This window comes from Clostridium sp. LBM24168 (assembly GCF_052953915.1).
The window spans coordinates 1,459,606-1,483,650 of record NZ_CP196861.1; the positions used below are offsets into that span (position 1 = coordinate 1,459,606).

A 24,045-nucleotide genomic window follows, 5' to 3' on the forward strand; every position below is an offset into this window, starting at 1 on the left:
CTTTTTATTATATTTTACAAGGGGGCAACAATATGTCAAAAAATTTAATTTACACAATACCAAATAATAAACATTCTGAAAAAGATCTGAAGGAAATTTTAACTTCCCATCCTGAAATAAAATTTGTATCGGCTGTAGGTGTCGATCTGTCCGGCAACAATACCGATGAAAAGATTCCTATCAAAATATTTCTGGATGATATAGATGGTTTCCTCAAGGGATCAGTACAGACAGACGGTTCATCCATAGTTCTTCCAGGAATAGCCACCCTGGACGATGCTAAGGTAGACATGTTCCCTGATACTGACGTCAGCTGGTATGTTGATTACAACAAAGACAATACAGACTGCGAAACCGGAAAGCCTGTCGGTACACTTAGAATACCTTGTTTCCTATATCACAGCAATACGGCAGTGGATTCCAGATATGTATTAAAGCATTCCATAGAATACCTCAAGTCAAGTCTTTTAGAGCTGTTCAAAGAATATCCTGAATCCTTATCTTCCTATGGAATAAAATATGATGACATAGAGGACATAATCGGAACCTGTGCAACAGAGCTTGAGTTCTGGGTAAACACACCGAACAACAAAACCGAGGTTGAAGCTCTTTCAACTTCCCAGGTACTCAAGGAGCAGTACTGGGCTAGGACAAAGGGTTCCGTAAAAACAGCACTTGAACAGTCCCTGGTTACAATGGACCTGTATGGACTTGAGCCGGAGATGGGTCACAAGGAAGTCGGAGGCATACAGGCAAAGGTAGATGAAAATGGAAATTATCAGATAATGGAGCAGCTCGAAGTTGACTGGAAGTATTCAACTGCCGTACAGGCAATTGATAATGAAGCATTTATAAAGAACATAATAGAAGAGACTTTCAAGGAAAACGGGCTCAATGTAACATTCAAGGCTAAGCCTGTAGAAGGTATAGCAGGGAACGGAGAACATACCCACATCGGAATTGCATTAAAGCTCAAAAGCGGTAAGAGAGTAAATCTATTCTCTTCAAAGAACAGTTTCCTAAGCATATTCGGATATGCTTCCATAATGGGAATACTTAAAAACTATGAGGTTATAAACCCATTTGTTTCATCTACAACAGATGCACTTAGAAGACTAAAACCAGGTTTTGAGGCTCCGGTGTGCATAGTAACTTCAATAGGACGTTCCGTAGAAATACCTTCAAGGAACAGATCCGTACTTATCGGTGTAGTAAGGGAGCTTACGACTCCTCTTGCAACAAGATTCGAGCTTAGGGCACCAAATCCGGGCACAAATACTTATCTTGCAGTAGGAGCAATCTATGCTGCAATAGTTGACGGTATAAAATATGCAGTAAAGAACGGGAAAACAGAAGATGACCTCCTTGCAGAACTGTCAAAGAAACAGGGTGAGGAAACAGACTACCTTGAAAAGGACAGAGCTTATAGAAGTGAAATTGACGTATTTGAGTCCTATACAGACGAAGAAAGGGAAAAGCTTTATGGTAAAGCACCTGCTACAGTATATGACAATCTGTCCGCATTTGACAAATATCCTGAGAAAAAGTCTGTGCTTATAAACAGCGGGGTATTCAAGGACAAATATATAGAAAGTTTCAAAGAAGCATTCTTAGAGAAATGGATAATTGAACTGAACCACAGGATAATAAACCAGTATACCGAGGAAATAAGAAGCTTCAAGATGCTTCACTGCGCAGGAAAGGCACTTGACATAGACGTGGCAACATGGATGAGAATAAATGATTTGAGGTACCTCCTCTTGAAGGATTCATATTCACAGAAGAGCCTGTTTACAAATATAAAGGAAGCTGCCGACAGCGAGGATTATGCCGAAGTATCAAAACTTCAGATTGAAATAGAAGAAAAGATATCAGAACTTAGAGTACTTTATTCAGAGTACAAAAAAAATCTGCTTGACATATAAATATTAAATTATAAGATGGGCGTTAACTAAATACTTAGTTAACGCCCATACTCTATCCCTAATATTAAAGGAAAGTATCACCCATTAAATATTCATCTATATAACTTGCTGTAATTCTTCCATCTTCAATAGCTTTTACAACTAATGACTGACCTGTTCGCATGTCTCCAGCTGAAAATACTCCATTGACATTTGTCATATGATTTTTAGAAGTAGCCACATTACCCCTGACATCAAACCTCAATGATAGATCATTTAATAATCCTTCATGGTCAGGATGTAAAAATCCCATAGCTATGAGTACTAAATCAGCATCTATGTCAAACTCACTCCCATTAATCTCGTTAAAAGACATGCTTCCATTGTTATTTTTGTACCAGTCAACTTTTGTACAGTGAACCTTATTAACTTTGCCATCTTTTCCTATAAACCATTTTGTTGATATATTCCACATACGTTTGCATCCCTCTTCATGAGAAGTGGTTGTCTTTAAAATCTTAGGATATATAGGCCATGGCATACTATCGTCTCTAGATAAAGGAGGTTTTGGCATTATTTCTATTTGATATACCTTCTTCGCTCCTTGGCGTATTGCTGTACCTATGCAATCAGATCCTGTATCTCCGCCTCCAATTACAAGCACTGACTTTCCTTTAGCTGTAACATCAAAATTATATTTTTTATTGGATATGTTTCTATTCTGAAGTGTTAAATAATCAACTGCAAAATATATTCCACTAAGCTCTCTTCCAGGGACCTCTAAATTTCTTGGAATAGTTGAACCTCCAGCAAGTACTACTGCATCAAACTCTTTGAGAAGTTCTTCAGCTGTTATGTCTACACCTATATTAACATTTGTCTTAAATTTTACTCCTTCTTCTTCCATAAGGTCTATTCTTCTTTTAACTACATTTTTTTCAAGCTTAAAATCAGGTATACCATACCTTAAAAGTCCCCCAATTTCATCATGCCTTTCAAAAACAGTTACCTCATGTCCAACCGAATTCAATTGTGCAGCCGTTGAAAGTCCTGATGGGCCAGACCCAACAACAGCTACTTTTTTCCCTGTTCTATTTCTAGGTGGAACAGGTTTAACCCATCCCTCCTTAAAAGCCTTTTCTATAATCATATATTCAAGCTCTCTTATAGATACAGGATTATAATTTACTCCTAATGTACAAGATGCTTCACAAAGCGCAGGACATATCCTTCCTGTAAATTCAGGGAAATTATTAGTCATCGAAAGTCTAGTATAGGCTTTTTTCCAATCATCATTATATGCAAAATCATTCCAGTCAGGAATTAAATTTCCAAGTGGACATCCCCAATTACAAAATGGTGTTCCACAGTTCATACATCTCGCTGCTTGATTTTCCATATCTTTTAGAGGCAGTGGATTATGAACCTCTTTATAATCCTTAATTCTACTTTCTACAGATCTTGTACTAAAATTCTTACGATCAAATTCCTTAAATCCAGTTAACTTTCCCATTATATATATCCCCTTTCATTAAGACACCTTTACTGCCCGCTTGTTTTTTTGAAGTATGAGTTTATATGCAGTAGGGATAACTTTCTTAAACTTGGTTTTACATTCATCCCAATTATCTAAAATATATTTTGCCTTAAAGCTATTGGCATTTTCATGGTGCTCGGTTATGAAATCATGTACTAGTTTTTCATCATCACTGTCAAGTTCATTTATCTCCACCATATCCATATTACAGTTTTTTTCAAAGCTATTGTCTTCATCTAGTACATAAGCTATTCCACCACTCATACCTGCTCCGAAATTTCTTCCTGTTTTCCCGATAACTACAATAATTCCACCAGTCATATATTCGCAGCAGTGGTCACCTACTCCTTCTACTACAGCACAAGCTCCGCTATTTCTTACTCCAAATCTTTCACCAGCCATTCCATTCACAAAAAGTTTACCACCTGTAGCTCCATATAATATGGTATTACCAGCAACAAAACTATTTCCCGCTTTATAAGCAGCATTTTCCGGAGTTTCTATTATGATTTTAGCTCCAGATAATCCTTTACCTACATAATCATTTGCATCTCCTGTAAGTTTTAATGTAAGTCCCTTCATTCCAAATGCTCCAAAACTCTGACCAGCAGATCCTTTAAAATTAAACACTATAGTATCTTCTGGAAGACCTTCCCTGCCAAAAATCTTTGCTATCTTACCACTTAGCATAGTTCCAACACTTCTGTTGACATTCTTTATTTCAAAATTTCCGACCACATTTTTTCTATCATTCAATGCAGGGGATGCAATTTGTATTAAAGTATGATCAAGAGCACCGTCTATCCCATGATTTTGTGGCATAGTACAATATGATTTTATTCTTTCTGGTACATCAGGTCTATAAAATACATTAGAAAAGTCAAGTCCTTTAATTTTCCAGTGATCCAGGCTCTCTTCGTCCTTAACCTTCAATTTATCCACTCTTCCAATCATTTCATTCATGGTTCTGAATCCAAGTTTAGCCATATATTCTCTAACTTCTCTAGCTATAAAATTCAAAAAGTTTATTATATATTCAGGCTTACCTTTGAAATTTTTTCTAAGTTCAGGATCCTGGGTAGCAATTCCCATAGAACACATATTACAGTGACATTTTCTAAGAAGAGTACAGCCTAATGTCACAAGCAATGTAGTTGCAAATCCAAATTCCTCTGCTCCAAGCAGTGACGCTACAACTACATCTTTTCCTGTCTTCAATTGTCCATCGGTCTGAAGTCTTACCCTGCTTCTTAAATTATTCAAAAGAAGCACCTGATGAGTTTCTGAAAGTCCTATTTCCCAAGGAGTACCAGCGTACCTCATGGATGAAAGAGGTGATGCTCCAGTTCCACCATCATGTCCACTTATCAGTATCAAATCTGCATGTGCTTTAGCTACACCAGCAGCAATAATCCCAACCCCAACCTCTGATACAAGTTTTACACTTATTTTACTATTAGGATTTACACTTTTTAAATCGTATATAAGCTGCGCTAAATCTTCTATCGAATATATATCATGATGTGGAGGTGGAGATATAAGAGCTATTCCTGGAGTCGAATGCCTAACTTCTGCGATATAATGGTCCACTTTTGGTCCTGGAAGATGACCACCTTCACCAGGTTTAGCACCCTGTGCTACCTTTATTTGTATTTCATCCGCATTTACGAGGTATTCCGTAGTAACTCCAAATCTTGCAGATGCAACCTGTTTTATCGCACCTCTTTTATTCTGTCCATCCCTTCCTATCTTGAACCTCCTATAGTCTTCTCCACCTTCTCCAGAATTACTCCTTGCTCCGATCTTGTTCATGGCAATGGCTATGGTTTCATGACATTCTTTACTGAGTGCCCCAAGTGACATTGCACCAGAACAGAATCTCTTTATTATTTCACTTTCAGGTTCAACTTCTTCAATTGGAATCTCACAACTATTATCAATATTAAAATCAAATAAACTTCTAAGTGTACATGGCTGCTTGCTCTGATCATCTACTAAACTAGAATATTCCTTATATAGCTTATAGTCATTATTTCTTGATGCAAGTTGAAGCTTATGTATTGTCAGAGGATTAAAAAGATGAAATTCTCCCTCTTTTCTCCATGAATACAAACCACCTACATCCAATTCTAGTGAAGGATTCCTGAATCTATCAAAAGCCTTTTTATGTCTCAATAGGACTTCCTTAGCTACAATATCTATTCCAACACCACCTATAGTAGTGGTAGTTCCTTTAAAATACTTATCTACAAATTCTTCACTTAACCCAAGTGCCTCAAATATCTGGGCACCGTGATAGCTTTGAATTGTACAAATTCCCATTTTTGATAATATTTTTAATAATCCGCCACAAACAGCTTTTCTATAATTATAATCTGCTTTTTCTTTAGAAATGTCTTTTATTAAACCAGTATCTACTAAATTTTCAATGGATCTGTAGGCAAGGTAAGGACAAACTGCACTTGCCCCATATCCAATTAAAAGTGCAAAATGAGTTGTTTCTCTTGCTTCACCTGTTTCTATTATTATAGACACTTTTGTTCTTGTCTTTTTCTTTATCAAATAATGATGAACTGCTGATACTGCAAGAAGACTTGGTATGGTAGCTTCATATTCATCTATTTTCTTGTCACTTAAAACTAAAATATTATATCCTTCTTCGACTTTTTTAGACGCCCTTTCACATATTAACTTAAGTGACTCCTTGAATCCAGATATACCACTATCATATTTAAATGTTATAGGCACAGTAGTTGTTTTAAAGTTAACATCACCCATTTTCTTTATTTTTGCCATTTCATCATCCGTTAAAATTGGATTTTTCAACTCTATAAATGGGCCATCTATTGCACCTTTATTGAGTATATTATTTTGAGGGCCCAGATAATTCATAAGTGACATTACAACACCTTCCCTTATGGGATCAATTGGTGGATTAGTAACCTGTGCAAATAATTGTCTAAAATATGAAAATAAAAGCTGTGGTCTATCAGACAAAACAGCCAGTGGAGTATCATTTCCCATAGAACCCAATGGTTCCTTACCATTTTCAGCCATAAATTTAAGTATAACTTTTAAGTCCTCCATGGTATACCCAAATGCCTGTTGTTCTCCTTTTAATTTTTCCGAACTTATTTCAGTATATTCAGATACATCTTTGAAATCTTCAAGTACCCTTTTACTGTCCTTTATATATTCCTCATAAGGTTTATCCATGCAGATTTCCTTTTTAAGTTCTTGGTCGTCTATAATTCTTCCTTCTTTTGTATCGACTAAAAACATTTTTCCCGGTTTCAGACGGCCTTTTTCAATTATTTCTTCAGGATCAAATTCCAGAACTCCAAGTTCGGATGCCATTGCAACCTGACCATCTTTTGTTATCACATATTTAGCCGGTCTAAGTCCATTTCTATCAAGAGTAGCACCCACTTGATCACCATCAGTAAAGAATACAGCAGCCGGTCCATCCCATGGTTCTATCAGTGAACCATGATACTCATAAAAAGCTCTCTTATACACAGGCATATCTACATTTTTCTCCCACGCTTCCGGTATAAGCATCATCATTGAATGGGCAATACTTCTCCCATCTGCTGTCAATAATTCAAACATATTGTCAAGAGATGCAGAATCACTTCCATTAGGAGTTATTATAGGAAACAATTTGCCTATATTCTTCTTAAATACGCTTGATTTCAAAATTCCTTCTCTTGCATTCATCCAATTCCTGTTACCTCTTATGGTATTTATCTCACCATTATGGGCTAAATATCTAAAAGGCTGTGCCAAATCCCATGTTGGAAATGTATTTGTACTAAATCTCTGATGAACCAACGCTATTGCACTTTTAAAATTGACATCATTTAAATCTAGATAATATCCTGTTATCTGATCCGCTAAAAGAAGTCCTTTATAGACAATTGTCTTGCTTGAGAGAGAACATACGTATAAATATTCGGCATTTCTCTTAACCAACTTTTTGACTTCATTTTCAGCTCTTTTTCTTATTATATATAATCTACGCTCGAATTCAGTCTGATTTTCGAGACAATTTTCTACAAATACCTGCCTTATTATAGGTTCCGTTCCCCTTGCTGTTTCTCCAATTCCCCTATCATCAGTGGGAACAGTTCTCCATCCGAGTATTTTCTGACCTTCTTCTTTTATTATCCTCTCCAAAATGCCTTCACATTGATATCTAATGGCAGGCTCCTTTGGTAAAAATATCATTCCAACCGCATACTTTCCAATAGATGGAAGTATTATTCCTTGATTATCACAACATATTCTAAAAAACTCGTCTGGTATTTGGACAAGTATCCCTGCTCCATCACCAGTCTTAGGATCCGCACCAACAGCACCCCTATGCGTAAGATTAACTAGAACTCTAAGTCCCTTTTTTACTACATCATGTGACTTTTCTCCTTTAATATTTGCAACAAAGCCGACTCCACAATTATCTTTTTCAAAACTCGGATTATAAAGTCCCTGCTTTGGTGGTAATCCATCAATCAATTTCATATAAATTGCCCCCTTTAATTTTCGGTTTAGTTTAAATTATATATTTTTTTATGAAATTTTTCAATATAAAAGTTTCATTGTTTTATTTATTTTATATTATAAAGCCTATAATTTATAAATATTTTCCGCAGCACTTAATTTTTATTCTGTCAATGACATGAGTATCGACAATTTTGCCATATTAAAAATAGAATTTTTTTCATTACCTATAACAATTTTTTCATTTATAAATTTACCGTCTTCACTTAATTTAAATAATAAGCCTGCATTTTTCTTTAATGAATTATTCATAAGGGATATAAGAATATTTCTCGTACTTTCCCTTAAATATAAAATATCACACATATCTTTTATAGTTTTTTCAACTTTATCATTATATTTATCCTTGAGTAAATTTTTCTTTTTTAATATTGTCAGGGATAAGAATAGCAATTTAGCTATATCCATTTTCAAGTAAAAATCAATATCTTTATAATTTTCACATATAAAATTAGCAGCTTTATTAATCTGATTCAAGTATATATCTATATCTTCATTTCCCATGACAAATGAAAGTATTGCCATTGACGTAGTTTTTATTTTATTTTCCTTGCTACATTCTTCATAATCTGCAAAAGAACCATCTGCAAATTGATTTTTAGCAATTATCCTAATTATTTTTTTTCTCGGGTATTTTTTACTCAAATATAAATTATCATTCTTATGTAAATCTCCATATAAAAATCCCGTTTTAATTACTTTGTTTTTAGTATCTACATTTTTCATATTTCCTGTTATTATTTCACTTATCCTTGCCGGAATTATATTTCTAAGCTGGATTCCAAGTACTGGCTCTTCTCTCAATTCCATAAGCACAAATTTAGTCTCTGAACTTATAATTCCATTTTCTTTAGATATCTCAACTATTTTTTTTCTCATAGACTCTCTTATTTCACCACGCTCTGTTTTCATATTCATTTTTATCGAATCTATACGTTTTTTTGCCCAGACCTTCTTAAGAAGATTTGCATTTTCCTCTGTATTAAAGCTATCTATATCTATTTCTTTCAAATATTCCTTCCCGCTTACATTCCCACTTAACACTATTTGACCGCCAACATCCCCAACTACCCTTGCAAATATTGAAAAAAGTTCTCTGTCATAAATGTATTCAATGGTTCTTGGATAAGTAGCTTTTATCTGTAATCTCCCCCAGTCAATCTTTATATCTTCAATCTGAGGATTCTGTATTCTATTGAATTGCCTCAAAACGATTTCTTCAATTTTTTCACTGTCATCTATAAATTCAGCTTTTCCAAGACTTTCATGGGCTACTCTACTCAAAAAATAATTATTTGCAAAATCACCTACCCCAAATGTAAATATTCTATTTTGGCCAATATTTTTTCTTACATATGAAAGTATCTCCTCTTCTTTATCTATCTGATCATCTGTAAACATAAGTATGACTCCAGGGTATTTGATCTCTTCAACAGAATATTTTATTGCTTGAAATATATCTGCACTGGATTCAATCTTCAACTCGTCTATCCATTTTGACGCCATTTTTAAAGATTTTTCATTAAAATCCACCATATTATCTGAAGAAAAGCTCTTAAGCTTATCCCCCATGGCTATTATATTAAATTTATCCCCAACTGACATATTCCTCAGGCACAATTGAAGTGCATCTTTTTCATGCTGCAGCTTCTCACCATGCATTGTATGTGAAATATCCATAAGAAAAATATATCCTCTACTCTTATTCATTTCAAAATTATCCAGCTTTGGAATCACTCTTATATATACTATGCCATTTTTATCATCACCTTTTTTATACTCATATATCATTCCATCCGCTTCCTCTGTATTTTTTTCCCTCATAAGCAGAATAAAATCTTTTGTAACCAATTCAGGGCTCTCATTAAAACTTATTCTGGCTATAGTATCTCCTTCCCTCTCTATTTTAATATCATGACATAATGACCTGAAATCAAGCTTACTGAGGGATTCAACTATTATGTTGGCTTTAAACTCAATTTTTTCATTTTCATACGTGTTTTTTTTGACATAACCCAATATTTTATTTTTAATTATAGTCAGCCTTGATTCGCTTTTTAATATTTTATTATGTGAAATGGCCGGAATAGTTAATTTAAATATATTGTCCTTGTATTCTAATTCATCTATATATGAAAACTTTATTTGCACCGTTTCACTGGAAATTATTTTACCTACATTTATTTTGAAAAAATGAGGACTGAACTCTTCAACAGATAAATTACTTTGCCCTAAATCCACTAAATTTTTATAAATTTTGTTTATCTTGTTTTTATCTTCTACTATGGTCTTTAATGTTCTTCCTCCTATTTCCGCTTCAAAGCCAGAAATTACTGCAGTATTCGGTATAGAAAAAATATATATTCCTTCAATGTCCTCTTTGCCTATATTTTGATAGGTTTGATTTATAAATATTTCTGCATATCCTGCACATAAATTACCACCTATACTTACCTCCTTTAACAGCATTTCTCCATGATCACATCCATAAGGCATCTGCATGGACAGTTCCCTCCTCTACATTAATATAATTAAGATAGTAAATGATATACTATATTTAGATTTTACCATATTTAACTATGCTATTCATTACTTATCGTACTTAATAAAATTAGACTTTACTCAAATCCCAATTAGGCATAAAATAATATAAAAAGATATGATTTATCGATAAATTTAGGAGGTTTATATTATGAAAATTGAGGTAGGTAATAAAGCCCCTGACTTTACATTAATTGGTTCTGATAGAAAGGAACACAGACTTAGTGACTATATTGGAAAGAAGGTTATACTATATTTTTATTCAAAGGACAATACTCCCGGATGCAGTAAAGAGGCTTGCTTATTCAGAGATAATATTGATACATTAAACGACTTAAATGCAGTAGTCCTAGGTGTTAGTAGAGATTCCCTGGATTCTCATGACAAATTTATATATAAATTAAATATTCCTTTTATACTTCTTTCAGATCCTGATGAAAAAGTATGCAATCTATATGGAGTTATAAAAGAGAAAAATATGTTTGGCAAAAAGAAACTAGGTATAGAAAGAAGTACTTTTATAATTGATGAAAATGGAGTACTAAAAAAGATATACAGAAAAGTAAAGGTAGATGGCCATGTTGACAAGATCCTGGAAGACATACAGTAATATAATTATTTTACTTATGATGGGCAGATAAATAATTACCTGCCCATTATCTTATGTTGAATCTAGTCCTGCTCCCCTGCATACCTGGAATTATTTCCAGGTTAGCATCAATTCTCTCTTTTAATTCAGGTACATGCGATATTATTCCGACAAGTCTTCCTCTGCTCTGCAGATCTACAAGACACTGTATAGCACCATCAAGAGATTCAGGATCAAGAGTTCCAAATCCTTCATCTATAAACATAGTATCCAAATTTATACCTCCTGAATAGCACTGAACAATATCTGCAAGTCCAAGCGAAAGTGAAAGAGCAGCTTTAAAACTCTCACCTCCAGATAGTGTTTTGACGTGGCGGTACTTACCTGTATAATTGTCATATACCCTGAGATCAAGTCCACCTTGTGCCCTGCCCTTGCCGCTTTCTCTTATTCTATCCAATTCATATCTTCCTTCACTCATCTTTATAAACCTTATATTAGCGGCCTCCACAATATTATCAAAAAATGCAGAAAGCACATATCTTTCAAAATTTATTCTGCCTGAATTTTTACCTTTTGATATTTCAGACAACTCTCCTACTATGCTATATCTTTCCTCTTTTTTATTTATAGATTCTAAAAGGTTTAGAAGACGACCTAAAATGGATTTATTTATTTCAAGTCTTGCATTTATAGAAGATCTATTCTCCTCAAGCTCAATTCTGTTATTCTTCATATCTCTAAACTTTTCATTCAATTTATCTATATCGGAAATTACAATATTTTTTACTTCTACAACTATCCTTTTATATCTGTCTTCTGTGGATTTTAATTCCCTGTAAAAATCATTTATATCCTCTTCAAGTTTATTTTCCTCAATATCAGAAATTTTTGAATCATTATAATCATCAACATCTAAAAATCCAAAATTCTGAAGGTTATGTTTAAAAATTTTTTCCGTTTCCTTTAATTGTACTTTCAAATTATCTATATCCTTTTCCATAGAATTTTTATTGGCACATAATCTTTCATACAGTGTCTTTGAATTCACATAATTTTCTCTGGCAGATTTGAGTGACTTTATCATATCAAGCTGGATCTTTTCAATTTCATTTATATTATTCTCAAGTATTTTCTCATTCCTTAACCCCTCCGGTATATCAAGTATCATCTGATTTAATATTCCCTTTACCTTTTCAACTTCTATAAATTCATCTGAATATTCTTCATTTATTTTAGTGAATGTATCCTTCTCACTATCATAAATAGATTTTTTCTCCTTGAAAACCTTCCTTTGATTATCAATGTATTTCTGTGTATTTTTAATTTTCTCTATTTCTTTCTTAATTTTTTCCAGCTCTATAGTAAAATATTCTGATTTGCAATTTATAAATTCGGTTAACTCATCTTTCTCTATATCATCTATACTTTCCCCGCTTAATTCTCCATAATCATTTTTGATTCTACATATTATTTTGCTTTTACTTTTGCCTTCTATATCTACATTTTGAAATTTTGTCCTAGATTCTTCATATTTATTCTCCGCTATTTCTAGACGCTTTTTTTGGATTTCTATTTCAGTTTCATCTGGATATTTACTTTCTCCTTTTGCAATCGAAGGATGATGTATAGAACCACATACAGGACAAGGTTCACCTTCTCTAAGAGAAGAAGCAATAAATACAGCCTGACCTTTTCTAAATAGCTTTTCCATATGATCCAATTTATTTTTTTCTCTATCAAGTAAAATTTTATTTTCCTTCATGTTATTGGAGCATGCTTTATAAGCTTTTCTTATTTTTAATATCTGATCATTTTCCCTATTCAAGTCCTGAATTATAGAGCACAATCTATTAATTTTTTCACATTTTGACTCAAGTATTAGCTTTTTTTCTTTGAAGTTCCCTGAATCATCAATTGAATCTCTCAAATCATCTATCTGCCTTTTCAACTCTTCAATAGAATTCTTCTTATTTTCCCATATTGTCTTTATCTTTTCAAATTTGGAGGTAGATGTACTTAAAAATACTTTCTTTTCTTCCAACTTTCTAACTTTCTCCTTATAACTTTTAAACTCTGCAAGTTTTTCTGCTATATTATTCCTATAATTTTCTCTTGAATCTTCATATTTTAAAATATCTTCATCTTCTTTTAATTTCTTCTCTGCATATTTTATATTAAATTTATTTTTCTCAAGTTCATTCTCTTTAGTGACAAGATCTTTACTCCTTGATATGTAATTTTCTTCAAAAGGCCTTACCTTCAAAGCCATTTTCCATCTTGAAAGTTTTTTCCCCTTTAAAGTTATATCTTTTTCCTTCTCTTTTAGAGAACTCAATTCTTTTTCTACTTTTGCCTTTTCATTTAATTTTTTACTGTTTTCCAGAGAATCATATATATTTTTTTGTGTATTCTCCATCTCAGAGGTAACCTTTGAAATTTCACTTTTCAATTTAATTTCCTCTGCAGTATCGGAACTTATTTTTTCTTTTAAAAGCTCTATAATACTATTGTAATTTTTGTCATTTGAATTTATAGCCCCATATAATTCACTATCTTCCTTACATTGTATCTTGTTTATATTCTCCACTCTTTTTTGATTTAATAGTTCTATATCATTGTAAATAGTCGATGCCATATCAGATAATTTAAATTCAAATCTGCTATATACTTCCGTATTAAATATCTTCCTTAATATTTTCTCCTTTTCCTTGCTGTCAGATACCAGAAGTTTTCTAAATTCACCCTGTGGAATCATCATTATCTGTTTAAACTGTTGATAATTTATCCCCATTATACTGTCTATTTTCTCATTTACTGAACTCACCCCTGAAACCACATCAAAATTTCCATCTTCATGGTACACCCTCATTTCCGCATCTGTTTTCTGCTCAGTAAATCCATTCCCCCTTGACTTAGGCTTCATCTGTCTTGGTATTCTTTTTATATAATATTTTCTCCCACGAAGTTCAAAATAAATTTCTACTGAAGTAATTACATCTGCTTTGGCAAATTGACTTCTTAGGCTTTCCCCATCTCTTCCATCGCCACTGGCTTCTCCATATACTGCATAGCTTATTCCATCAAAGATAGTTGTCTTGCCAGCTCCCGTAGGACCGGTTATTAAAAAAATATTTTTATTCCCAAGCCTTGTAAAATCTATTTCTTCTTTTCCAGCATAGGGACCAAAAGCAATCATTATAAGTTTAATCGGTCTCATAAATATCACCTTCTTCTTTTTTGAGATATTTCAATACCTCCAATATGACTTCCTTTTTTTCCTCTGTAAATTCTTTTCCTGTAATTCCTGTATAAAATTCATCAAATAATTGCAACATGTTCTTTTGATTATAAACTTTATCCACATCCATACGAGTATTTTCAAATAGGCTTTTACCAGACTCTCTAGTTAATTTCAAAATATTTGGATAAACAGCTCTAAGCTTGCTCATTGGCTCTATAATTTCACCTTCATCTGTTAAATTGGCACATATATAATCCTCAACATTTCCCTGTCTATATATGTCAGGATCTAATATATCCTTTAATTTTCCACTTAGAACTCTCATATCCCTTTTAACTTTAAGACTTTTCCTTTCAACGTGTACTTCACCACACTCATCCAGATTGACTATGCTTATAGATTTCTTCTGTCTTGCTTCAGAAAAAGAATATTTAAGCAGTGAACCAGAATACCTTATCCTATCACTTCCTATCCTTTGTGGTCCATGAAGATGCCCTAAAGCTGTATAATTAAAATTCTTAAAAATACTGGAATCTATATACTCAGTTCCACCTATAGAAAGCGGCCTTTCAGAATCAGATGACTGTCCTCCAGCTACAAATCCATGCGCTATAAGTACGTTCCGTAAATTTTTGTTCATACCTTTCTCTATAGAAGCAATTATGGATTTCATGGCATCATTATGGGTGTGTATATTTTCGTCCTTCATAATATGTCTTACTTCTGCAGGATCTGCATATGGAACTGCATAAAAATTCACATAGCCATGTTCATCCTTCATTCTAATAGGCTCTATACAGTTATCAAGTTTTCCATATATATATAATCCATTTTTTCTAAGCATGTGATTTGCAAATTCAATTCTGTCTCCACTGTCATGATTACCTGCTATTGCAATAACAGGCACATGAAATTCCATGAGTATTTTAGTAAATACCCTGTCAAGCAGATCCACTGCTTCCACTGGAGGCACGGCCCTATCATATAGATCTCCTGAAATCACTACTACATCAGGTTTTTCCATAGAAATAAGCTTTACAAATTCATTCAATATGTATTCTTGATCTTCTGTCATATGAACTTGATTCACAATTTTTCCTATATGCCAATCCGCCGTGTGCACTATTTTCAATATATCCTACCTCCCAATTTGACTTGAAGTAGCCCATCATTTTATGATGGGCTACTTTTAAAACAGTTCGTCAATAGTTCCTCCACCAATCATTATATTTCCCTGATAAAATACTGCTGATTGGCCTTTTGTTATTGCTCTCTGTGGTTCTTCAAATTTTACCTTTACTCTTCCATCCTTATACGGACTTATCACAGCTTCCCTTGGTTTTGCAGAATATCTTATCTTGCATTGAACATCCAAATTTCGTTTCAGCGTTTCAAAAGGCATAAAATTTACATCTTTTATTATAAACTCGTCTTTCATTATATCTTCTTCACTTCCAAGTACTACCCTGTTCTTAGAATAATCTATATCAATCACATACATCGGAGTCCCAAAGGAAATTCCAAGCCCCTTTCTCTGTCCTATAGTATAATATACTATACCTTTGTGTTTTCCAAGGATGTTCCCACTTTTATCCACAAAATTCCCCACTTTTACTCTTCCGTTCAACTGCCTGTTTATATAAGATCCATGATCATTGTCTGGTATAAAACAAATCTCTTCACTGTCCTTTTTGTCATGAACATCAAGCCCTATTTCCTTAGCAATTTTTCTTATTTCAGTCTTTCTATAATTCCCACAGGGCATGAGTGTATGGGCAAGCTGGAATTGGTTCAAACCATAGAGCACATAAGTTTGATCCTTTCTGTCATCCTGTGATTTTCTTAAAACATATCTGTCATCTATTTTATCTATAGTTGCATAATGTCCTGTAGCTACGTAATCCGCTCCAAGATCAATAGCCCTTTTTAAAAGTTCATCGAATTTTAAAAATTTATTGCAGGCAATACATGGATTAGGAGTTCTTCCTTTCATATATTCACTTACAAAATAATCTATAACATCTCTTTTAAATTCCTCTTTAAAATTCATGACATAGTAGGGTATGCCTAAATCATATGCCACCATTCTGGCATCATCTACAGCTCCGAGAGAACAGCATCCACTTTCCATTCCTTCATAATATTCATCATCCTGCCATACCTGCATTGTTATTCCCATTACATCATATCCCTGATTTTTAAGAAGATAAGCAGCAACAGAACTGTCTACACCTCCACTCATACCTACTACTACCCTTTTTTTCATCTTATCACCTGTTCATCTTTATTGTAAATTTTCTTCATTACTTTTATTTCGTCTCAGTTTTTCAATGGAATCAGTTATCTTATCAATTACAAAATCAATTTCATCCTCTGTAGTACCTGCACCTATGGTAAGCCTTATGGAACTTCCTGCCGTATCCTTATCTATTCCCATCGACGTCAGTACATGTGAAGGTTCAATTGATCCCGCAGAGCATGCGCTCCCACTTGAAGCACATATTCCAATGTCATCAAGTACAACCAAAAGTATTTCTCCATCTATTTCAGCAAAAGATACATTTACATTTCCAGGAAGTCTTCTATTTTCAGGTCCATTTAATTTTGCTCCAGGAATTTTCAAAAGTCCGTGAATTAATTTATCTCTAAGACTTGTAAGTCTCTCTGTCTCATCTTTCATATCTTTAGAAGCAAGTTCTATTGCATACCCCATCCCAACTATGCCCGGGACATTTTCAGTACCTGCTCTTTTGTTTCTTTCCTGTCCTCCTCCGTGAATCAGATTGTCTATATTAGTTCCCTTTCTTATATATAATGCACCCATCCCCTTAGGACCATAAAATTTATGGGATGACATTGACAGTAAATCTATATTCATCGCTTTTACATCAATAGGCACATGTGTAATTGCCTGAACTGCATCTGTATGAAACAGTATATCTCTATCTTTCAAAATTTTCCCTATTTCAGCTATGGGTTCAATAGTGCCAACCTCGTTGTTTGCAAACATTATGGAAACAAGTATAGTATCGTCTCTAATTTCTCTTTGAATTTCATCTATATCTACAAAGCCATCTTTGTCCACTGAAAGATAAGTTATATCAAATCCCTGTTTTTCAAGATACTTACAGGTATTCAGAATAGCATGATGTTCTATACTTGTAGTAATTATATGTCTGCCTTTGTGCCTGTTTGCAAATGCAACTCCTTTAAGAGCCCAATTGTCTGATTCCGAGCCTCCATTTGTAAAAAATATTTCGTCTCTTCTTGAGTTTATTACATTTGCTATCTTTTGTCTACTCCTATTTATTTCAGCCTTATTTCTTGTCGATATATGATAAAGTGATGATGGATTTCCAAAATATTTATTAAAATAAGGATTCATGGCTTTTAAAACTTCCGGCTTTACAAAAGTTGTAGCAGCATAATCCATATAAACTTCTCTTTCCATATCTATCTCTCCCGTAATTTAATAAATACTATTATTGAATTCAGAGTAATTTACTATGAATTCATAGTATTATACATTATTTTATTTTTAAATATACATTTTGTCAACCTGTTTGCAACAAATTATTACCGGGGTCTTCTATATTATTATACTCTCCTTGCGTTGAAAATGTTATGTAATAATTTCTGATATATAAATATTATCCATTTCACTTCTTATGCATAATATAAATTGTAACTATTTATAGGAGTATTTTTATGTATAATTTGAAGCCTGAAACTTTCGATTTCAAATCAATCAATGGTATTTCTTCAAGACAACTAAACGAACATTATAAACTTTATGTTGGTTATGTTAATAACTTAAATAAAATCTGGAACACTCCATATGCACCTTCTAATTATAAGGACAGCAATTCAACCTTTTCAAAAATGAGAAGTCTAAAGCTTGGAGAAACCTATGCTCTGAACGGCGTAAAACTTCACAAACTCTATTTTAAAAACATGACAGGTGGTAATAACGCCCCTCATGGTACCATACTCAATGCTCTAATAGATCAGTTTTCCTCCTATGACAACTTCATTTCATACTTTAAAAATGTAGGATTATCCATGAGAGGCTGGGTCGTTGTATCTATTGACTCAATTGATAGAAGACTTCATATAATTAGGAAGTGATTTACATGATAAAGGGTCTGTATGGCTTTCTCATCCGATCTTGGTAATGGACATTTATGAACATGCATATTTTATGGATTTCGGTACAGATAAGAGCAAATATATATCCACATTCATCAAAAACATAAACTGGAATGTTATAAATATACGATTTAGAAATCACATCTATTCAACGGATATGATGCATAATACGAGACATCATATATATTATCCATTTCCACTCTTTCATTGTTAATATACTCAATAAAAATGTCTGCATTATCATATAACAATCGAGTAGGAGCTGAATAATTATTTTATTCAGCGACCTCTCACACCACAGCCTTTTCTTGTATTCGCATATTCCCAAGCTTTATATTCATCAATACCAAGCCTTTTAAGATTATCGTGTTTTGTTTTGAGTTTCTTCCATTGTTTCCAATAACACATCCTAATCCTTCTTCTAAGCCACTCATCTAACGTCTTAAGTGTACTTTTCATATCTGCCAGTTTGAAGTAGTTAATCCATCCGATTATAATCTGTTTTAGCTTATGGTGCTAGTATAAAAATGTAGACACAAAAATTCGAACAATATAAAAGAGATACACAAAAGATTTCAAAAATACTATAGTGGAACTTTACAATTCAGGGAAGTCACTAAGTGAGATAAATCGTGAATATGGCGTAGCTAAATCAACAATAAAGGTATGGATTAAAAAATCAACACCTATACAGGTAGATAAAGACAAAACTATTACAATAGATGATTACCAGGCATTAATAAAAAAGATGGCAAAGTTAGAAGAGGAAAATGAAATATTAAAAAAATCCATAGCCATATTTGCAAGAAAGAATTAGAACTTTTATATAGCTTTATTAAAAATAACAGAGATAAATATAGCGTAAAATTAATGTGTGAAGTTTTTAGTATACCCAGAAGTTCTTTTTATAAAAATTCTAAGTGCAGCCAGAGTATGCGCAGCATTCAAAATAAACAGATTAAGTCTCATATTCTGGATATTTATAAAGATAGTAAGGGACGTTATGGTGCAATAAAAATAAATCATAAGCTCAGACAGATTAATATAAATATAAGCCTTAAAAGAACCCAGCGACTTATGAGAAAATTGGGCATAAGGGCTGTTGTCTGTAAAAAATTTAGGCCAGTCCAATCTAACTCTAAGATTCAGGGAAAGAAAAATATCTTAAAAAGGAACTTCAATACCAGTAGTATTAATGAAAAATGGTGTACTGATATAACTTACATACACACTATAAAAGATGGATGGTGCTATCTTGCCTCTGTTATGGATCTCTACAGCAGGAAAATAATTGGATATAGTTTCTCTAAATCTATGGATTCTAAACTTGCTATAGATGCTATTAAAAATGCCATTAATCTTCAAAAACCAGTTAAACCTCTGATCCTTCACAGTGACCTGGGAAGCCAGTATACAAACTCTGAATTCGAAAATTATCTCTTAAGTACTAATTTGATAACACATTCTTTTAGTTCTAAAGGATGTCCTTATGATAATGCCTGTATTGAATCTTTTCATGCTTCTTTAAAAAAAGAGGAAGTAAATCTGGTTAAATATTACAATTATAATTCTGCCAAATTAGCTATGTTCCAATATATACAATCATGGTATAACAGAAATAGAATACATGGTTCTATTGGTTATATTACTCCTCAACAATGTGAGGATAATTGCAAAAAATCTGCCTAAATATTCGATTTTCTGTGTCTAATTTATTGACTTAGGTCCAGTCTGCTACATTTACACCACTTGTTTCGGATAGTTTAGGGCTTTGGTTTGTACGGCAACCTTACCCACAAGCGTATGCCTTATATGTAGTTTCTGTTCGTCAGACCAGAGTTTTGCCGCCGACTTCCTTCAGATTCCACGTCACCATGGACACCCTTGTCTTAAGCTATGCATTTGGTACTATCAACCCACGCTAGGGACTTTCACCCTTAAGATTGCGCCCCCATGCTGGGCGCACCATAAAGAAGGCACCCATCTTTTGATTGGTGCCTTACATAAAATTTTTTAATTTTTATTCTTCTTTAAACCTTTTGTACAATCTTTTTTTCAATAAGATTGTAGTAATACATAAGCAAACAAACTATATAAGAATCTATAAGAGTTATAAAAATAGTCTGAAACATTCTTGGAATCCATAGCACCATAAATCCTTTTGCCATGAGTGCCGGTGTAAATATTAGCAATATATAAGTATTCAAGGTAGATACTATTATTCCGGATATACCGAGCACTATGACAAACTTAAAATATCTTTCATTTATATATTGATAGGATTTTCCACTTCTTTTATTCAATGCACTGCTTATAAAAAATAGTACAATTCCTATAACTGCTGCTATTATAAAACCTATGCCAAAATATTGCGCCCTCTTTCCCATCATTAAAAGTGTCTTTCCCCATACAGTAGAAGGCATGAATTTTATAAACAAAAAATTTATGACTCCTATAAAAAACATAAATATAAAAAATACACCATAACACTTTTTTACTTTACAGGTATCTGAATTTTTTATAATCCTCCAAAAAAGAACCGGCAAGGCACCAGCCATTATGTTAGTTATAGTCAATAAAGGAATATATCCTCCCATAGGTGCCATAATATATCCAAGTATATCAACAAGTCCGCCTGCAATTCCTCCATATAAGGGACCAAATAAAAAGCCAGGTAATACATAAAATATTGCAGCAAAGCTTATTCTCATAGTAAGTATGCCTCCAGCTGCTATATTTATAGAAAAATTTCTTATAACAAGGGCAATAGCTACAAATAATGCGGTAGTAACAATAGCTTTTGTATTCATTTTATTTTCCATGCTTTTTCCTCCATATTAAAATACATAATTTTATAGAATATAATTAATTGATGACAGCACAAAAACACCTCTTTTCTCTTTAATGTAGTAGTCACACTAAAGAGAAAAGAAGCAATAAATACAATATCCCTTTAATGTAACAGCGGAAGCAATATTACATCGTAAGCTCTAAAGAAATTGAGCTTTTCGTTTAGAGACAACTTCCCATTCTCTAACACTTTACGCATAATATTTACTCTGCTACTTTTCATATTCAATTTATATGAATTATTATAATATCATATTGTATATAAAACAAGCCCATAAAATATATTTTTTAGTTTGTTCCCCTCTGAAGTGCAGTGAGTCCTGTACGGATACTCTCCTTAATTCCATAAGTCTTCATTAATTCTATAAAAGCGGAAACCTTTTCTTCATTTCCTGTTATCTCTATTGTAATACTCTTATCATTCATATCCACTATATTGCCGCGAAATGTATTTGCTATTTGTATTATCAGCAATTTATTACTTGAATCTGCAGCTACTTTTACAAGTGATAATTCTCTGTAAACGGTTTTTGAAAAATTGCTTAAATCTATTACCTTTATAACTTCAATTAACTTATTCAGCTGCTTATTGATCTGCTCAAACATATAATCATCTCCAACAGATACAATTGTCATCCTTGATATATTAGGATCTTCCGTAATTCCAACAGTAAGACTGTGAATATTGTACCCTCTTCTGCTAAATAGTCCTGCCACTTTGCTTAAAACTCCCGAATGATTTTCTACCAATACTGATAGTACATACTTTTTTATAGCACACACCCCCTCTAAAAAGTGCCCTGATGAGGATCTACAATACATTCTATCAAAAAAGCACCTTTTGAATTTATCGAATCTTTAAAAGCTCTATTAAATTCAATATCATTTTTAACACGTACAGCATTTATTCCATAAGCTCCCGCCAACTTAACAAAATCAGGATTAAATTTGAAATTTACACCAAACTCTGCTGCATACGTTTTATCCTGTATTTGCCTAACCATACCAAGTCCAGAGTTATTAAACAAAATTATAGTAATATTTACATTGTATTCAGAAATTGTACCCATTTCAAAAAGGCTCATCTGGAAACCTCCATCACCTGCAAAGGCTACAACCTTTTTTTCAGGACATCCAATCTTCGCCCCTATTGCCGCCGGAAGCGAATAGCCCATAGTTCCAAGGCCCCCAGAAGTTAAAAATTTCCTTTTTTCTGTTACCTTAAAATTATTTGCACACCATATTTGATTTTGTCCTACATCCGCAGTTAATATACTGTCATTATTTAACATCTCAGATACAACACTTAAAACATATTTAGGATTTACCCTATTTTCAGATCCATTTATAACCTGTTTTTCCCCTTTATAATGTTCTATTTCTTCAAGCCAATTATCGGTATCCAAAGCTTGTACTTTTTTTATTAATTTTGTTATTATATTTTTCAAGTCTCCGACTACAGGAATACTTGTTTCCAGATTCTTGCCTATTTCCGCCGGATCAATATCTACATGAATTACTTCCGCATTTTCTGCAAAGTTCTTCAATCCACAGGTAGTTCTATCTGTGGCCCTTGCGCCTAAAAGTATCAATACATCTGCACTTTTGACAATTTTATTTGCATAATCAAGTCCGTGGGTTCCTATAAGTCCGATACAATACTTGCTAGACTCATCTATACTCCCTTTCCCCATAAGCGTATATACAACAGGTATATGGGACATTTCTACAAACTGCCTGAATTCTGACTCTGCATTTGCAAGAATAATCCCCCCGCCTGCACATATAAGAGGTCTTTTACTGTTTTCTATTTTATCTGCTATTTTCATTATCTGTCCAGCATGTCCTTTTGTTGTAGGCTTATATCCTCTTATATTGACCTCTTTAGGATATTCAAAATCAATATCGTCATTCATTATATCCACAGGTATATCTACCAGAACTGGACCCTTTCTACCAGTTTTAGCTATATAAAAAGCTTCTTTTATAGTCTTTGGCACAAGCTTTGCATCTTTTACAAGGAAATTATATTTTGTAAATGACTCTGTAGCGCCAGTAATATCCAACTCCTGGAACACATCTCTTCCAATTAAATTAGAGTTAACCTGTCCTGTAATTACAACCAGTGGAATAGAGTCCATATATGCAGCTGCAATGCTAGTAATTAAATTCGTTGCACCCGGGCCTGAAGTTACTACACATACTCCAACTTTTCCCGTAGATCTCGCATATCCGCTGGCAGAATGTCCTGCAGCCTGCTCCTGCCTTACAAGTATGTGCTCAATGTCAGATTTCCTTAAAGCTTCATATATAGGAACTACTGTAGCACCAGGATACCCAAACACTACTTTTACATTCTCTTCTCTTAAAGATTGGATAACCGCTTCAGCAGCTTTCATGTTTATCCCTCCTTAAATAAAATAAATATAGTCTAAATGGTATAAAAAACAGACTCCTCGTGGGACAAGAAGTCTGTCCGCAGTACCATACAATATTGTTCATCGCGATAACGATTACATTGATACAGCTTACTTTAAATAATTCAGCTCACAGTTTTTATAAATAAAGATATATTTGTACTATTAAATTTTATACACTCAATTAATAAAATAAATTTTTAAAAAAATTAAAATTATTATAAATATTCTATACACTAAATATCAATAAATAT

13 protein-coding genes, 2 pseudogenes and 1 riboswitch are annotated in these 24,045 nt (G+C 33.2%); of the genes and pseudogenes, 4 read left to right on the top strand and 11 right to left on the bottom strand.

Annotated elements, in window-relative coordinates; all coding sequences use genetic code 11:
- Positions 1-32: 32 nt before the first annotated feature.
- Complete coding sequence (locus ACSVC9_RS07265; RefSeq protein WP_446899673.1) at positions 33-1,925, top strand: glutamine synthetase; 1,893 nt, start codon at positions 33-35, stop codon at positions 1,923-1,925.
- Between the two features lie 64 nt (positions 1,926-1,989).
- Here the strand turns inward: ACSVC9_RS07265 and ACSVC9_RS07270 are convergent, their stop codons facing one another.
- The 3 genes from ACSVC9_RS07270 to ACSVC9_RS07280 form a co-directional block, all read right to left on the bottom strand.
- A complete protein-coding gene (locus ACSVC9_RS07270) occupies positions 1,990-3,417 on the bottom strand; it encodes a glutamate synthase subunit beta (RefSeq protein ID WP_446899674.1) in 1,428 nt (475 codons plus the stop codon).
- A gap of 18 nt (positions 3,418-3,435) precedes the next feature.
- Entirely contained in the window at positions 3,436-7,962 is a 4,527-nt protein-coding gene (gltB, locus tag ACSVC9_RS07275) for a glutamate synthase large subunit (protein WP_446899675.1), read from the bottom strand.
- Between the two features lie 141 nt (positions 7,963-8,103).
- Complete coding sequence (locus ACSVC9_RS07280) at positions 8,104-10,503, bottom strand: VIT and vWA domain-containing protein (RefSeq protein WP_446899676.1); 2,400 nt, start codon at positions 10,501-10,503, stop codon at positions 8,104-8,106.
- 190 nt (positions 10,504-10,693) lie between these two features.
- Between ACSVC9_RS07280 and ACSVC9_RS07285 the strand changes: the two genes are divergently transcribed.
- Positions 10,694-11,152 (top strand): peroxiredoxin, encoded by a 459-nt coding sequence (locus tag ACSVC9_RS07285; RefSeq protein ID WP_446899677.1) that lies wholly within the window; start codon positions 10,694-10,696, stop codon positions 11,150-11,152.
- Positions 11,153-11,198: 46 nt separating this feature from the next.
- Here ACSVC9_RS07285 and ACSVC9_RS07290 read toward each other — a convergent pair whose 3' ends face one another.
- The 4 genes from ACSVC9_RS07290 to nifS all read right to left on the bottom strand — a co-directional run bounded on the left by ACSVC9_RS07290 (position 11,199) and on the right by nifS (position 17,826).
- Positions 11,199-14,351 carry an AAA family ATPase gene (locus tag ACSVC9_RS07290; RefSeq protein WP_446899678.1) on the bottom strand — a complete coding sequence of 1,051 codons (3,153 nt, stop codon included), beginning with the start codon at positions 14,349-14,351 and terminating at the stop codon, positions 11,199-11,201.
- Positions 14,338-15,498: an exonuclease SbcCD subunit D gene (locus ACSVC9_RS07295; protein ID WP_446899822.1), complete on the bottom strand. Its 1,161-nt coding sequence runs from the start codon at positions 15,496-15,498 to the stop codon at positions 14,338-14,340. The genes ACSVC9_RS07290 and ACSVC9_RS07295 overlap by 14 nt, the downstream gene beginning before the upstream one ends.
- A 66-nt stretch (positions 15,499-15,564) precedes the next feature.
- Positions 15,565-16,641, bottom strand: coding sequence for a tRNA 2-thiouridine(34) synthase MnmA (gene mnmA, locus ACSVC9_RS07300; protein WP_446899679.1), 1,077 nt, complete (start codon positions 16,639-16,641; stop codon positions 15,565-15,567).
- A gap of 18 nt (positions 16,642-16,659) precedes the next feature.
- A complete protein-coding gene (gene nifS, locus ACSVC9_RS07305) occupies positions 16,660-17,826 on the bottom strand; it encodes a cysteine desulfurase NifS (RefSeq protein WP_446899680.1) in 1,167 nt (388 codons plus the stop codon).
- A gap of 257 nt (positions 17,827-18,083) precedes the next feature.
- Between nifS and ACSVC9_RS07310 the strand changes: the two are divergent.
- Positions 18,084-18,738, top strand: a pseudogene (locus tag ACSVC9_RS07310) (superoxide dismutase).
- A gap of 86 nt (positions 18,739-18,824) precedes the next feature.
- On the opposite strand, the pseudogene ACSVC9_RS07315 reads toward ACSVC9_RS07310, so the two are convergent.
- Positions 18,825-19,034: pseudogene (locus ACSVC9_RS07315) on the bottom strand (group II intron maturase-specific domain-containing protein); the annotation flags it as partial.
- Positions 19,035-19,110: 76 nt separating this feature from the next.
- Between ACSVC9_RS07315 and ACSVC9_RS07320 the strand changes: the two are divergent.
- Positions 19,111-20,213, top strand: a protein-coding gene (locus tag ACSVC9_RS07320; RefSeq protein ID WP_446899823.1) for an IS3 family transposase whose coding sequence is annotated in 2 segments (ribosomal slippage) — positions 19,111-19,315 and positions 19,315-20,213 — 1,104 coding nt in all. Because the reading frame shifts where the segments join, the coding sequence is not laid out codon by codon here.
- A 341-nt stretch (positions 20,214-20,554) separates the two neighbouring features.
- Here the strand turns inward: ACSVC9_RS07320 and ACSVC9_RS07325 are convergent.
- From ACSVC9_RS07325 to ilvB, 3 genes are all read right to left on the bottom strand, one after another.
- Positions 20,555-21,346, bottom strand: coding sequence for an ECF transporter S component (locus ACSVC9_RS07325; protein ID WP_446899681.1), 792 nt, complete (start codon positions 21,344-21,346; stop codon positions 20,555-20,557).
- Between the two features lie 138 nt (positions 21,347-21,484).
- A riboswitch (THF riboswitch) is annotated at positions 21,485-21,588 on the bottom strand.
- Between the two features lie 74 nt (positions 21,589-21,662).
- Positions 21,663-22,148 carry an acetolactate synthase small subunit gene (ilvN, locus tag ACSVC9_RS07330; protein ID WP_446899824.1) on the bottom strand — a complete coding sequence of 162 codons (486 nt, stop codon included), beginning with the start codon at positions 22,146-22,148 and terminating at the stop codon, positions 21,663-21,665.
- Positions 22,149-22,162: 14 nt separating this feature from the next.
- Positions 22,163-23,773 carry a biosynthetic-type acetolactate synthase large subunit gene (ilvB, locus tag ACSVC9_RS07335; protein WP_446899682.1) on the bottom strand — a complete coding sequence of 537 codons (1,611 nt, stop codon included), beginning with the start codon at positions 23,771-23,773 and terminating at the stop codon, positions 22,163-22,165.
- Between the last annotated feature and the right edge of the window lie 272 nt (positions 23,774-24,045).